Origin of the sequence: Citrobacter sp. FP75 (assembly GCF_018342065.1) — a bacterium.
In the GTDB taxonomy this organism is placed as follows: domain Bacteria; phylum Pseudomonadota; class Gammaproteobacteria; order Enterobacterales; family Enterobacteriaceae; genus Citrobacter.
Genome location: NZ_JAFDOE010000004.1, coordinates 110,842 through 123,568, shown reverse-complemented (window position 1 = coordinate 123,568; position 12,727 = coordinate 110,842). Strand labels below are relative to the sequence as shown.

The 12,727-nt window shown below is 54.5% G+C and carries 13 protein-coding genes; 11 read left to right on the top strand and 2 right to left on the bottom strand.

The window, feature by feature from the left end; genetic code table 11:
• Positions 1 to 5 precede the first annotated feature (5 nt).
• The gene (locus JQ822_RS15175; RefSeq protein ID WP_167817564.1) at positions 6 to 1,109 is read left to right on the top strand and encodes a branched-chain amino acid ABC transporter substrate-binding protein; all 1,104 of its coding nucleotides are present in this window, start codon (positions 6 to 8) and stop codon (positions 1,107 to 1,109) included.
• Between the two features lie 159 nt (positions 1,110 to 1,268).
• Here JQ822_RS15175 and panM read toward each other — a convergent pair whose 3' ends face one another.
• The gene (gene panM / locus JQ822_RS15170; RefSeq protein ID WP_213134174.1) at positions 1,269 to 1,652 is read right to left on the bottom strand and encodes an aspartate 1-decarboxylase autocleavage activator PanM; all 384 of its coding nucleotides are present in this window, start codon (positions 1,650 to 1,652) and stop codon (positions 1,269 to 1,271) included.
• Positions 1,653 to 2,075: 423 nt separating this feature from the next.
• Here panM and livK point away from each other — a divergent pair, with 423 nt between their 5' ends.
• From livK to ugpQ, 10 genes are all read left to right on the top strand, one after another.
• Positions 2,076 to 3,185: a high-affinity branched-chain amino acid ABC transporter substrate-binding protein LivK gene (gene livK, locus JQ822_RS15165; RefSeq protein ID WP_213134173.1), complete on the top strand. Its 1,110-nt coding sequence runs from the start codon at positions 2,076 to 2,078 to the stop codon at positions 3,183 to 3,185.
• A 47-nt stretch (positions 3,186 to 3,232) separates the two neighbouring features.
• Entirely contained in the window at positions 3,233 to 4,159 is a 927-nt protein-coding gene (gene livH / locus JQ822_RS15160; RefSeq protein ID WP_135324005.1) for a high-affinity branched-chain amino acid ABC transporter permease LivH, read from the top strand.
• Positions 4,156 to 5,433: a branched chain amino acid ABC transporter permease LivM gene (livM, locus tag JQ822_RS15155; protein WP_213134172.1), complete on the top strand. Its 1,278-nt coding sequence runs from the start codon at positions 4,156 to 4,158 to the stop codon at positions 5,431 to 5,433. Before livH ends, livM begins: the two co-directional genes overlap by 4 nt.
• On the top strand, positions 5,430 to 6,197 hold the full coding sequence (livG, locus tag JQ822_RS15150) for a high-affinity branched-chain amino acid ABC transporter ATP-binding protein LivG (protein WP_003023438.1): 768 nt from the start codon (positions 5,430 to 5,432) through the stop codon (positions 6,195 to 6,197). The genes livM and livG overlap by 4 nt, the downstream gene beginning before the upstream one ends.
• A gap of 17 nt (positions 6,198 to 6,214) precedes the next feature.
• A complete protein-coding gene (gene livF, locus JQ822_RS15145; RefSeq protein ID WP_213134171.1) occupies positions 6,215 to 6,928 on the top strand; it encodes a high-affinity branched-chain amino acid ABC transporter ATP-binding protein LivF in 714 nt (237 codons plus the stop codon).
• 294 nt (positions 6,929 to 7,222) lie between these two features.
• Positions 7,223 to 8,539, top strand: coding sequence for a sn-glycerol-3-phosphate ABC transporter substrate-binding protein UgpB (gene ugpB / locus JQ822_RS15140; RefSeq protein ID WP_213134170.1), 1,317 nt, complete (start codon positions 7,223 to 7,225; stop codon positions 8,537 to 8,539).
• Positions 8,540 to 8,643: 104 nt separating this feature from the next.
• The gene (gene ugpA / locus JQ822_RS15135) at positions 8,644 to 9,531 is read left to right on the top strand and encodes a sn-glycerol-3-phosphate ABC transporter permease UgpA (RefSeq protein ID WP_213134169.1); all 888 of its coding nucleotides are present in this window, start codon (positions 8,644 to 8,646) and stop codon (positions 9,529 to 9,531) included.
• Entirely contained in the window at positions 9,528 to 10,373 is an 846-nt protein-coding gene (gene ugpE / locus JQ822_RS15130) for a sn-glycerol-3-phosphate ABC transporter permease UgpE (RefSeq protein WP_213134168.1), read from the top strand. Before ugpA ends, ugpE begins: the two co-directional genes overlap by 4 nt.
• A 1-nt stretch (position 10,374) precedes the next feature.
• The gene (locus tag JQ822_RS15125; protein ID WP_213134167.1) at positions 10,375 to 11,445 is read left to right on the top strand and encodes a sn-glycerol-3-phosphate import ATP-binding protein UgpC; all 1,071 of its coding nucleotides are present in this window, start codon (positions 10,375 to 10,377) and stop codon (positions 11,443 to 11,445) included.
• A complete protein-coding gene (gene ugpQ, locus JQ822_RS15120; protein WP_213134166.1) occupies positions 11,442 to 12,185 on the top strand; it encodes a glycerophosphodiester phosphodiesterase in 744 nt (247 codons plus the stop codon). The genes JQ822_RS15125 and ugpQ overlap by 4 nt, the downstream gene beginning before the upstream one ends.
• On the opposite strand, the gene JQ822_RS15115 is transcribed toward ugpQ, so the two are convergent.
• Positions 12,182 to 12,625 carry a DUF2756 family protein gene (locus JQ822_RS15115; protein ID WP_213134165.1) on the bottom strand — a complete coding sequence of 148 codons (444 nt, stop codon included), beginning with the start codon at positions 12,623 to 12,625 and terminating at the stop codon, positions 12,182 to 12,184. The two genes, ugpQ and JQ822_RS15115, sit on opposite strands and share 4 nt — an antisense overlap.
• Between the last annotated feature and the right edge of the window lie 102 nt (positions 12,626 to 12,727).

Here is a 12,727-nt window from a genome sequence, read left to right as displayed (position 1 = left end):
TCAGGATGAATATGAAGGGTAAAGCGTTATTGGCAGGATGTATCGCCCTGTCTTTGAGCAATATGGCCTTTGCTAAGGATATTAAAGTTGCTGTCGTCGGCGCGATGTCGGGTCCGGTGGCGCAGTATGGCGACCAGGAATTTACCGGTGCAGAACAGGCGATTGCAGACATTAACGCCAAAGGCGGCGTTAAGGGTGACAAGCTGGTCGTGGTGAAATACGACGATGCCTGTGACCCGAAACAGGCGGTAGCGGTTGCTAACAAAGTGGTCAACGACGGGATTAAATACGTTATCGGCCACCTGTGCTCATCTTCCACTCAGCCAGCGTCTGATATCTACGAAGACGAAGGCATCCTGATGATCACCCCAGCGGCAACCGCACCGGAGCTGACCGCGCGCGGCTATAACCTGGTGATGCGTACCACCGGTCTGGACTCCGACCAGGGCCCAACTGCCGCCAAATATATTGTCGAAAAAGTGAAACCGAAGCGCATTGCCATCGTTCACGACAAGCAACAGTACGGTGAAGGTCTGGCTCGCTCTGTGCAAGACAACCTCAAGAAAGCGAATGCTGACGTCGTGTTCTTTGACGGTATCACCGCTGGTGAAAAAGACTTCTCCACTCTGGTGGCGCGTCTGAAGAAAGAGAACATCGACTTTGTTTACTACGGTGGCTATCACCCGGAAATGGGCCAGATCCTGCGTCAGGCGCGTGCCGCTGGCCTGAAAACCCAGTTTATGGGACCAGAAGGTGTAGCGAACGTGTCGCTGTCTAACATCGCCGGTGAATCTGCGGAAGGTTTGCTGGTGACCAAGCCGAAGAACTACGACCAGGTTCCGGCAAACAAACCGATTGTGGATGCCATCAAGGCCAAGAAACAAGATCCAAGCGGCGCGTTTGTGTGGACCACCTACGCCGCGCTGCAATCGTTGCAGGCTGGTCTGAACCAGTCAGACGATCCGGCTGAAATTGCCAAATACCTGAAAGCCAACACCGTGGAAACCGTCATGGGACCACTGTCATGGGATGCGAAGGGGGATCTGAAAGGCTTCGAGTTTGGCGTGTTTGACTGGCATGCTAATGGTACGGCGACCGACGCCAAATAATTTTCCTGGCGCCTTTCGCGCTGCAGGTGCGTTGGCTACGTTATTCAACCCCGGTCACTTACTTATGTAAGCTTCCGGGGATTTTATAACTTGCCGTCTACCTGCAGCACGAAATTCTTGGAAAAATGCTAGTAATACAATTGGTTGGGGGCGGTTTTTTTACCGTTTCACCCAGCCATCCGCCTGTGCCGCAAATCCTAACGCCTGCATAAACGCGGCCATCACGCCGCGGTCCTCAACGCCGACATCGGCCATCCACCACGAACTCACGTCTGGGTTCTCGCGGATCACTTCTTCGATCAAATACTGCCCGACGCCGCGACGGCGGGTGATTTCACGTACGCGCAATGAATCCAGCGCGCCTTGCGTACTGCTCAAGGTCACGCGTACCGCGCCCAGCAGACGTTCATTAAACCGCGCGGCGTAGATCCGGTGCGTTTCATCTACGCTTAACGATGAGGCGGAATATTCCGGCCAGATTTTGCCCAGATCAATGTGATCCTGAGCACTAAAGTTTTCTAAACGAATGATGGTCAGCTTCATTGACAGCATGTCCAAATCACAAAAGATGAAATCAGTGTACCGAAATAATTCACCCGGATGCTTTCTCTTTTTTATATGAATAACCAGATTAATAATTCTGCAACAACGGCAATGACAGTTTGAAACATTAGAGATTGAAAAACAGGCAGGATAATCCCCTGGAATGCAGCATTTTATTCCGCTCTTTATGCCGTTATTTTATGCTGACAAGTGCGCTTTTTTTTGTTTATCTATAGTGAAAAGCAGAATATTATCTTTTCTTAATCGACTGAAAAATAGAGATTTTAGCCTTATTTTGCTTAAAAGACTGCGCTAAACCATTAATGAGACTGGTAAAAATAGTACAGTTCAAAAAAAGCACAGTCTGCTTTTTAACCACATAAATACAAAATATTAATAACATCACGAATGGGGATTGAGTTAATGAAACGGAATGCGAAAACAATCATCGCAGGGGCGATAGCACTGGTCATGTCACACGCAGCCGCGGCGGAGGATATCAAGGTCGCCGTAGTCGGGGCGATGTCAGGTCCGGTCGCGCAGTGGGGCGATATGGAATTTAATGGCGCACGTCAGGCGATTAAAGATATCAATGCCAAAGGCGGGATCAAAGGCGACAAGCTGGTGGGCGTGGAATATGACGATGCCTGCGATCCAAAACAGGCTGTGGCGGTAGCGAACAAGATCGTTAACGACGGCATTCAGTATGTGATTGGTCACCTGTGCTCATCGTCAACTCAGCCAGCATCCGATATCTACGAAGACGAAGGCATCCTGATGATTTCCCCGGGAGCCACCAATCCGGAACTGACGCAGCGCGGCTACGCGCACATCATGCGTACGGCAGGTCTGGATTCCTCTCAGGGACCGACCGCCGCAAAATACATTCTGGAGAAGGTGAAGCCGCAGCGTATCGCCATCATCCATGATAAACAGCAATATGGCGAAGGTCTGGCGCGTTCGGTGCAGGAAAGCCTGAAAGCGGGCAAAGCCAATATCGTCTTCTTTGATGGGATCACTGCCGGAGAAAAAGATTTTTCTGCGCTGATCGCCCGCCTGAGTAAAGAAAAAATCGACTTCGTCTACTACGGTGGCTACTACCCGGAAATGGGGCAAATGCTGCGCCAGGCGCGTTCTGTAGGGCTGAAAACGCAGTTTATGGGACCCGAGGGCGTGGGTAATGCGTCGCTGTCTAACATTGCAGGTGAGGCAGGCGAAGGCATGCTGGTGACCATGCCAAAACGCTATGACCAGGATCCGACGAATAAAACTATTGTCGATGCGCTGAAAGCGGACAAGAAAGATCCGACCGGACCGTACGTGTGGATCACCTATGCCGCCGTGCAGTCGCTGGCAACCGCCATGGACCGCAGCGGTAGTAAAGATCCGCTGGAGTTGGTGAAAGATTTAAAAGCACACGGAGCTGATACCGTGATTGGGCCGCTGAATTGGGATGAAAAAGGCGATCTAAAGGGATTTGAATTTGGTGTCTTCCAGTGGCACGCCGACGGGTCGTCCTCGGTAGCCAAATAATTATCCCACCGCCCGGTGATGCCGGGCGGGTATGAAAAGGTTTCCTTATGTCCGAGCAGTTCCTCTATTTCTTGCAGCAGATGTTTAACGGCGTCACGCTGGGAAGCACCTATGCGCTGATCGCCATCGGTTACACGATGGTGTACGGCATTATCGGCATGATCAACTTCGCCCACGGCGAGGTATATATGATCGGCAGCTATGTCTCGTTTATGATCATCGCCGCGCTAATGATGATGGGCATTGATACCAGTTGGCTGCTGGTAGCGGCCGGATTCGTCGGTGCTATCGTGATTGCCAGCGCCTACGGCTGGAGTATTGAGCGCGTGGCGTACCGGCCCGTGCGCAGCTCCAAGCGCCTGATTGCCTTAATTTCCGCCATCGGGATGTCTATCTTCCTGCAAAACTATGTCAGCCTGACCGAAGGCTCGCGTGACGTGGCACTGCCCAGCCTGTTTAACGGCCAGTGGACTATCGGCAGTAGCGAAAACTTCTCTGCGTCCATCACTACCATGCAGGCGGTTATCTGGATTGTGACCTTCCTGGCGATGCTGGCACTGACGATTTTTATCCGCTACTCGCGTATGGGCCGCGCCTGTCGCGCCTGCGCAGAAGATCTGAAAATGGCGAGCCTGCTCGGGATTAACACTGACCGCGTGATTGCCCTGACCTTTGTGATCGGTGCGGCAATGGCGGCGGTGGCGGGCGTGCTGCTCGGTCAGTTTTACGGAGTTATCAACCCGTATATTGGCTTTATGGCCGGGATGAAAGCCTTTACCGCAGCGGTACTGGGCGGCATCGGCAGCATTCCTGGGGCGATGATCGGCGGCCTGATTCTGGGCGTGGCGGAAGCGCTTTCCTCTGCTTATCTGAGTACGGAATACAAAGACGTGGTGTCGTTCGCACTGTTGATAATCGTGCTGCTGGTGATGCCAACCGGTATTCTGGGTCGCCCGGAGGTAGAGAAAGTATGAAACCAATGCACTTTGCGATGGCGCTGCTCTCTGCCGTCATGTTTTTCATCCTGGCGGGCGTCTTTATGGGCGTCCAGCTAGAGCTGGATGGTACTAAGCTGGTCGTTGATGTCGCCAGTGATATTCGCTGGCAGTGGGTGTTCATCGGTACTGGGGTGGTTTTTCTGTTCCAGCTGATGCGCCCGGCTTTTCAACACAGTCTGAAGCGGGTTTCCGGCCCGAAGTTTATTCTGCCGGCGATTGACGGCTCTACCGTCAAACAAAAGCTGTTCCTGGTGGCGCTGCTGGTGATTGCCGTGGCGTGGCCGTTTATGGTCTCACGCGGGACGGTGGATATCGCCACCCTGACGATGATTTATATCATTTTGGGTCTGGGCTTAAACGTGGTGGTGGGGCTTTCCGGGCTGCTGGTGCTGGGCTACGGTGGTTTTTATGCCATTGGTGCTTACACCTTCGCGCTACTGAACCACTATTACGGTCTCGGTTTCTGGACCTGTCTGCCGCTGGCGGGGCTGGTCTCTGCTGCCGCAGGTTTCCTGCTCGGTTTCCCGGTACTGCGCCTGCGTGGCGACTATCTGGCGATTGTGACCTTAGGTTTTGGCGAGATCGTTCGTATTCTGCTGTTGAACAATACCGAAGTGACCGGTGGCCCGAACGGCATCAGCCAGATCCCAAAACCGACTTTCTTCGGTCTCGAGTTCAGCCGTAACGCCCGCGAAGGCGGTTGGGATACCTTCAGCAACTTCTTCGGTGTGAAGTATGACCCGTCCGACCGCGTGATTTTCCTCTATCTGGTGGCGCTGCTGCTGGTGGTCTTCTCGTTGTTCGTCATCAACCGCCTGCTGCGTATGCCGCTGGGGCGCGCGTGGGAAGCCCTGCGTGAAGATGAAATCGCCTGTCGTTCGCTGGGCTTAAACCCAACGCGTATCAAGCTGACTGCTTTTACCATCAGCGCCGCGTTTGCCGGTTTTGCCGGAACGCTGTTCGCCGCGCGTCAGGGCTTCGTTAGCCCGGAGTCTTTCACCTTTGCCGAATCGGCCTTTGTGCTGGCGATTGTGGTACTTGGTGGCATGGGATCGCAGTTTGCGGTGATCCTGGCGGCCATCCTGCTGGTGGTGTCGCGCGAACTGATGCGTGATTTTAATGAATACAGCATGTTAATGCTGGGTGGTTTGATGGTGCTGATGATGATCTGGCGTCCGCAAGGCTTATTGCCGATGACTCGTCCACAGTTGAAGCTGAAAAACGGGGAAGCGAAAGGAGAGCAGGCATGAGTCAGCCATTATTATCCGTTAACGGCCTGATGATGCGCTTCGGCGGTCTGCTGGCGGTCAACAACGTTGAACTGGAACTGAGGCCGCAGGAGATCGTCTCGTTAATCGGGCCCAACGGTGCGGGAAAAACCACGGTCTTCAACTGCCTGACCGGTTTTTATAAGCCGACCGGTGGGACGATTAAGCTGCGCGACCAGCATCTGGAAGGGCTGCCGGGCCAGCAAATCGCTCGTATGGGCGTGGTGCGTACCTTCCAGCACGTGCGTCTGTTTCGCGAGATGACGGTGATTGAAAACCTGCTGGTGGCGCAACATCAGCAGCTGAAAACCGGCGTCTTCTCGGGCTTACTGAAAACCCCGTCATTCCGTCGCGCGCAGAGTGAAGCGCTGGATCGTGCCGCCACCTGGCTTGAACGAATCGGCCTGCTGGAGCATGCCAACCGTCAGGCCAGTAACCTGGCCTACGGCGACCAGCGTCGCCTGGAGATTGCCCGTTGCATGGTGACCCAGCCGGAAATCCTGATGCTCGACGAACCCGCCGCAGGTCTCAACCCGAAAGAGACCAAAGAGCTGGACGAGCTGATTGCTGAGCTGCGTAATCATCACAACACGACGATCTTGTTGATTGAACATGACATGAAACTGGTGATGGGCATTTCAGATCGCATTTACGTGGTGAATCAGGGCACGCCGCTGGCGAACGGGACACCGGAACAAATTCGTAATAACCCGGACGTGATCCGCGCCTATTTAGGTGAAGCATAATGGGGGCGAGCCAAAAGATGGAAAAAGTCATGTTGTCCTTTGACAAAGTTAATGCCCACTACGGCAAGATCCAGGCGCTGCACGACGTCAGTCTGTATATCAATCAGGGTGAGATCGTGACGCTTATCGGTGCCAACGGCGCGGGGAAAACCACGTTGCTCGGCACGCTGTGTGGCGACCCGCGTGCCACCAGCGGTCGCATTGTTTTTGATGGTAAAGACATCACCGACTGGCAGACGGCGAAAATCATGCGTGAAGCGGTAGCGATTGTTCCGGAAGGGCGTCGCGTGTTTTCGCGTATGACGGTAGAAGAGAACCTGGCGATGGGCGGCTTCTTTGCCGAGAAGGACCAGTTTCAGGAACGCATCAAGTGGGTGTATGAGCTGTTCCCTCGCCTGCATGAGCGTCGTATCCAGCGGGCGGGCACCATGTCAGGTGGTGAACAGCAAATGCTGGCGATCGGTCGTGCGCTGATGAGCCAGCCGCGCCTGCTGTTGCTTGATGAGCCGTCACTGGGTCTGGCGCCGATCATCATCCAGCAGATCTTTAACACCATTGAGCAACTGCGCGAGCAGGGGATGACGATATTCCTCGTCGAGCAGAACGCCAACCAGGCGCTGAAGCTCGCTGACCGCGGCTACGTGCTGGAAAACGGCCATGTGGTGCTATCCGATACCGGTGATGCGCTGTTGGCCAATGAAGCGGTGCGCAGCGCGTATCTCGGCGGTTAACGTTCTGCCTCCCTGCCGGATGGCGGCGTAAACGCCTTATCTGGCCTACGGTATGCATAGGCCGGATAAGATGCGTGAGCATCGCTATCCGGCCTATCATTTAAAAAGCCTATACGTGCCTCAGCTCCCACTTTCCCTTCTCATAACCTTCACTGCCTTGCCATCTCTCTGTCGCCTTACTATCTTTTTTTTGTAATAAAAAAGTTATTTTTCTGTCATTCGAGCATGTCATGTTACCCCCGCGAGCATAAAACGCGTGATATCGCGCATCCGGCACAACAAGAGAGATAACCGATGATATCGTTACGACATACAGCTTTAGGACTGGCACTTAGCCTGGCGTTTGCAGGTCAGGCACTGGCGGTCACCACTATCCCGTTCTGGCATTCAATGGAAGGTGAACTGGGTAAGGAAGTTGATTCACTGGCGCAACGTTTTAATGCAGCCAATCCCGACTACAAAATTGTTCCGCAGTACAAAGGCAACTACGAGCAGAGCCTGAGCGCGGGCATTGCCGCTTTCCGTACCGGAAACGCGCCTGCGCTGCTGCAGGTTTATGAAGTGGGTACGGCAACGATGATGGCCTCAAAGGCGATTAAGCCGGTCTATGAAGTGTTCAAAGAGGCCGGTATTAACTTTGATGAGTCTCAGTTCGTGCCGACGGTTGCCGGTTATTACACCGACTCTAAAACCGGACATTTGCTCTCCCAGCCGTTTAACAGCTCCACTCCGGTGCTGTACTACAACAAAGACGCCTTCAAAAAAGCCGGTTTAGATCCAGAGCAGCCGCCAAAAACCTGGCAGGATCTGGCCGAGTACACCGCGAAGTTGAAAGCCTCAGGCATGAAGTGTGGCTATGCCAGCGGCTGGCAGGGGTGGATCCAGATTGAAAACTTTAGCGCCTGGAACGGCCTGCCTGTGGCGACTAAAAACAACGGCTTTGACGGCACTGACGCGGTGCTGGAGTTCAATAAGCCGGAGCAGGTGAAACATATTGCCCTGCTGGAAGAGCTGAATAAAAAGGGAGATTTCAGCTACTTCGGGCGTAAAGATGAGTCCACCGAGAAGTTCTATAACGGCGATTGTGCCATTACCACCGCGTCTTCTGGCTCTCTGGCTGACATCCGTCACTACGCGAAATTCAACTATGGCGTCGGCATGATGCCGTACGATGCCGATGTGAAGGGCGCACCGCAGAACGCGATTATCGGTGGGGCCAGTCTGTGGGTGATGCAGGGTAAAGACAAATCAACCTACGATGGCGTGGCGCAGTTCCTCAACTTCCTGGCGAAGCCAGAAATTGCGGCTGAATGGCACCAGAAAACGGGTTATCTGCCGATCACCACCGCCGCCTATGATCTGACCCGCGAACAGGGCTTCTATGACAAGAACCCGGGGGCGGATACCGCTACGCGTCAGATGCTGAACAAGCCGCCGTTGCCGTTCACTAAAGGGCTGCGTCTGGGCAATATGCCGCAGATCCGCACTATCGTGGATGAGGAGCTGGAAAGCGTCTGGACCGGCAAGAAAACCCCGCAGCAGGCGCTGGATTCCGCCGTTGAGCGCGGCAACCAGTTACTGCGCCGCTTCGAGCAATCGACCAAGTCTTAAGTGTATAAGTGCCTGATGGCGCTGCGCTTATCAGGCCTACAGCGTTTGTAGGCCGGATAAGGTGCTTGCACCGCCATCCGGCACCTTCCAGGAAAAGAATCTACATGTCCTCATCCCGTCCGGTGTTCCGCTCGCGCTGGCTGCCCTATTTATTGGTTGCCCCGCAGTTGGCTATCACTATTATTTTCTTTATCTGGCCTGCCGGTGAAGCGCTGTGGTATTCGCTACAAAGCGTCGATCCGTTTGGTCTTTCCAGCCAGTTCGTGGGTCTGGATAACTTTGTCACGCTGTTTCATGACGTCTACTACCTTGATTCATTCTGGACGACGATGAAATTCAGCACGCTGGTCACGGTAAGCGGCCTGCTGGTCTCGCTGTTTTTTGCCGCACTGGTGAATTACGTGGTACGCGGCAGCCGTTTTTACCAGACGCTGATGTTGCTGCCCTACGCAGTGGCACCCGCCGTCGCTGCGGTGCTGTGGATCTTCCTGTTTAATCCAGGGCGCGGGCTGATTACGCATTTTCTCGGTGAGTTTGGCTATGACTGGAACCATGCGCAAAACAGCGGTCAGGCGATGTTCCTGGTGGTGTTTGCCTCGGTCTGGAAGCAGATTAGTTACAACTTCCTGTTCTTCTTTGCCGCACTGCAGTCTATTCCGCGATCGCTGATCGAAGCCGCCGCGATTGACGGTGCGGGGCCGGTTCGCCGCTTCTTTAAACTGGCGCTGCCGCTCATTGCCCCGGTCAGCTTCTTCCTGCTGGTGGTGAATCTGGTGTATGCCTTCTTTGACACCTTCCCGGTGATTGATGCCGCTACTGCGGGCGGGCCGGTACAGGCGACGACGACGCTGATTTATAAGATCTATCGCGAGGGTTTTGTCGGACTGGATCTGGCTTCTTCCGCCGCACAATCGGTGGTGCTGATGTTCCTCGTCATTATTTTGACGGTGGTGCAGTTCCGCTATGTGGAAAGTAAGGTGCGTTACCAATGATTGAGAACCGTCGCTGGCTGACAATATTCAGCCATACCATGTTGATTCTGGGGATTACGGTGATCCTGTTCCCGCTGTACGTTGCGTTTGTGGCAGCGACGCTGGACAACCAGTCCGTGTTTGACACACCGATGACGCTGGTTCCCGGCACGCATTTACTGGACAACCTATACACCATTTGGGTCAATGGCGTGGGCGTGAATAGCGCACCGTTCTGGCTGATGATGCTCAACAGTTTCATCATGGCATTCAGCATTACGGTGGGGAAAATCACGGTGTCGATGCTGTCTGCATTCGCCATCGTCTGGTTTCGCTTTCCGCTGCGTAACCTGTTCTTCTGGATGATTTTTATCACGCTAATGCTACCGGTTGAGGTGCGTATCTTCCCAACGGTGGAGGTGATCGCCAACCTGAAGATGCTCGACAGCTACGCGGGCCTGACGCTGCCGCTGATGGCTTCCGCCACCGCGACCTTCTTGTTCCGCCAGTTCTTTATGACCCTGCCGGATGAACTGGTGGAAGCGGCGCGTATTGACGGCGCGTCACCAATGCGTTTTTTCCGCGACATCGTGCTGCCGCTGTCAAAAACTAATCTGGCGGCGCTGTTCGTCATTACCTTTATCTACGGCTGGAACCAGTATTTATGGCCATTGTTAATTATTACCGACGTTAACCTGGGCACTGCAGTGGCGGGTATCAAAGGAATGATCGCCACCGGCGAAGGTACGACGCAGTGGAACCACGTTATGGCAGCCATGCTGCTGACGCTTATCCCTCCGGTAATCATCGTGTTAGCCATGCAGCGCGCGTTCGTGCGTGGTTTAGTGGACAGTGAGAAATAAAATGGCAGGTTTAAAACTACAGGCAGTAACCAAAAGCTGGGATGGTAAAACTCCGGTGATTAAACCGCTGACGCTGGACGTCGCGGACGGGGAATTTATTGTCATGGTGGGACCGTCCGGCTGCGGCAAGTCTACGCTGCTGCGGATGGTCGCCGGGCTGGAACGGGTGAGTGGCGGCGATATCTGGATCGACAATAAGCGCGTCACTGAGATGGAGCCGAAAGATCGCGGTATTGCGATGGTATTCCAGAACTACGCGCTCTACCCGCATATGAGCGTGGAAGAAAATATGGCCTGGGGGCTGAAAATTCGCGGCATGAGTAAAGCGCATATTGCTGAACGCGTGAACGATGCCGCGCGTATCCTTGAGCTGAGCGAACTGCTCAAACGTCGTCCGCGTGAGCTTTCCGGTGGACAGCGTCAGCGTGTGGCGATGGGGCGGGCAATTGTGCGTGAGCCGGCGGTATTCCTGTTTGATGAGCCGCTTTCCAACCTCGATGCCAAGCTGCGCGTGCAGATGCGGCTGGAGTTACAACATCTGCACCGACGACTGAAAACCACCTCGCTGTACGTGACCCACGATCAGGTTGAGGCCATGACGCTTGCCCAGCGGGTACTGGTGATGAACAAAGGTGTGGCAGAGCAAATCGGTACGCCGGTTGAGGTGTACGAAAAACCGGCCAGTCGCTTTGTGGCGAGCTTTATCGGCAGTCCGGCCATGAACCTGCTGGACGGGTACATTAGCGCCACGGGCAGCCATTTTGAGCTGGAGAGCGGCATGTCATTACCCCTCGGCAAGGATTATTCTCGCTACATTGGGCGTAAAATGACGCTGGGTATCCGCCCGGAGCATATTGCGCTAAGCTCGCAGGCCGAAGGCGGCGTGCCGCAGGTTTTAGACACCCTGGAAATGCTGGGCGCGGATAACCTGGCTCACGGACGCTGGGGCGAGCAAAAGCTGGTGGTGCGACTGGCGCATCAGCACCGCCCGACGGCGGGCAGCACGCTGTGGCTGCATCTGCCCGAAAACCATTTGCATCTCTTTGATGGCGAAACAGGACAACGCGTATGAGTAACTGGCCTTATCCCCATATTGTCGCCCATCGCGGCGGCGGTAAGTTAGCCCCGGAAAACACCCTGGCGGCAATCGACATGGGGGCGCGATACGGGCATACCATGATCGAATTTGACGCGAAATTGTCAAAAGATGGCGAGATCTTTTTGCTGCACGACGATAACCTCGAACGCACCAGTAATGGCTGGGGTGTCGCCGGTGAGCTGAGCTGGCAGGATCTGCTGCGCGTGGACGCCGGGGGCTGGTTCAGCGGTGAGTTTAAAGGCGAGCCGTTGCCGCTGCTCTCGCAAGTGGCTGAGCGCTGCCGCCAGCACGGCATGATGGCGAATATTGAGATCAAACCGACCACCGGGACCGGAACGCTCACCGGGAAAGTCGTGGCGCTGGCCGCACGAGAGTTATGGGCTGGCATGACGCCGCCGCTGCTGTCATCCTTTGAAATTGACGCCCTGGAAGCGGCGCAGCAGGCCGCTCCTGAACTGCCGCGTGGGCTGTTGCTCGACGAGTGGCGCCAGGACTGGCGCGAGTTAACATCGCGGCTGGGGTGCGTCTCTATTCATCTTAACCATAAGCTATTGGACGAAGCGCGTGTGGATGCGCTACGTGATGCCGGGTTACGCATTCTGGTGTACACCGTCAACAAACCCCAGCGCGCGGCGGAACTGCTGCGCTGGGGAGTGGACTGCATCTGTACCGATGCCATTGATGCGATCGGGCCGGATTTTCAGCCCTGTTAAGGCCCAAGCGTTTTTAACGGGACGTTAGGCTGCGGCGTGCTGGAGGGCTTCAGCATGTCGCCGTTCTTTTTTTCCGACAGCATTTGCTGCTGTTTATTCAGCGTGCTGTCCGGATTGCGGTTGGTGTTTAGCATTCCACCGTTGTTGTTGGGCAGCATTTGCTGTTGACCTGAATTCAACTCCCCTGGCTGAGACTGACGTACGCGCTGGGAGTTGGTATTGATCTGATTTTCCATATGCTGCTGTTGCATGCGTGTTTGCGTTTGCAACTGCTGATTGAGCATCCCTTTTTGCTGAATTTGCTGTGATTGCATTTGGGTCTGCATCCGCTGCTGGCTCGGGATCTGATAACCCTGTTGATTCGGGTTATTCATGGTGTTAATAGGCTGTGCAAAGCCTGCAAACGGCAATAGCATGGCTAAAATCAAGAATCGTTTCATCGCTTTTCTCCTCTCGGGGATCTCTTAAGTTTACTCCTTTCTCGCCGTTACGATGATTATTTCAGAGTTATGCACCAGGCTTAGTGGGGGCTGACCCCCGTA

Bases quoted from the DNA above. Each gene is read 5' to 3' on its own strand.
- livK (WP_213134173.1), top strand. From the start codon at position 2,076: ATGAAACGGAATGCGAAAACAATCATCGCAGGGGCGATAGCACTGGTC.
- livF (WP_213134171.1), top strand. From the start codon at position 6,215: ATGGAAAAAGTCATGTTGTCCTTTGACAAAGTTAATGCCCACTACGGC.
- panM (WP_213134174.1), bottom strand. From the start codon at position 1,652: ATGAAGCTGACCATCATTCGTTTAGAAAACTTTAGTGCTCAGGATCAC.
- ugpB (WP_213134170.1), top strand. From the start codon at position 7,223: ATGATATCGTTACGACATACAGCTTTAGGACTGGCACTTAGCCTGGCG.
- ugpA (WP_213134169.1), top strand. From the start codon at position 8,644: ATGTCCTCATCCCGTCCGGTGTTCCGCTCGCGCTGGCTGCCCTATTTA.
- JQ822_RS15175 (WP_167817564.1), top strand. From the start codon at position 6: ATGAATATGAAGGGTAAAGCGTTATTGGCAGGATGTATCGCCCTGTCT.
- JQ822_RS15115 (WP_213134165.1), bottom strand. From the start codon at position 12,625: ATGAAACGATTCTTGATTTTAGCCATGCTATTGCCGTTTGCAGGCTTT.
- ugpE (WP_213134168.1), top strand. From the start codon at position 9,528: ATGATTGAGAACCGTCGCTGGCTGACAATATTCAGCCATACCATGTTG.
- JQ822_RS15125 (WP_213134167.1), top strand. From the start codon at position 10,375: ATGGCAGGTTTAAAACTACAGGCAGTAACCAAAAGCTGGGATGGTAAA.
- livM (WP_213134172.1), top strand. From the start codon at position 4,156: ATGAAACCAATGCACTTTGCGATGGCGCTGCTCTCTGCCGTCATGTTT.
- livG (WP_003023438.1), top strand. From the start codon at position 5,430: ATGAGTCAGCCATTATTATCCGTTAACGGCCTGATGATGCGCTTCGGC.
- livH (WP_135324005.1), top strand. From the start codon at position 3,233: ATGTCCGAGCAGTTCCTCTATTTCTTGCAGCAGATGTTTAACGGCGTC.
- ugpQ (WP_213134166.1), top strand. From the start codon at position 11,442: ATGAGTAACTGGCCTTATCCCCATATTGTCGCCCATCGCGGCGGCGGT.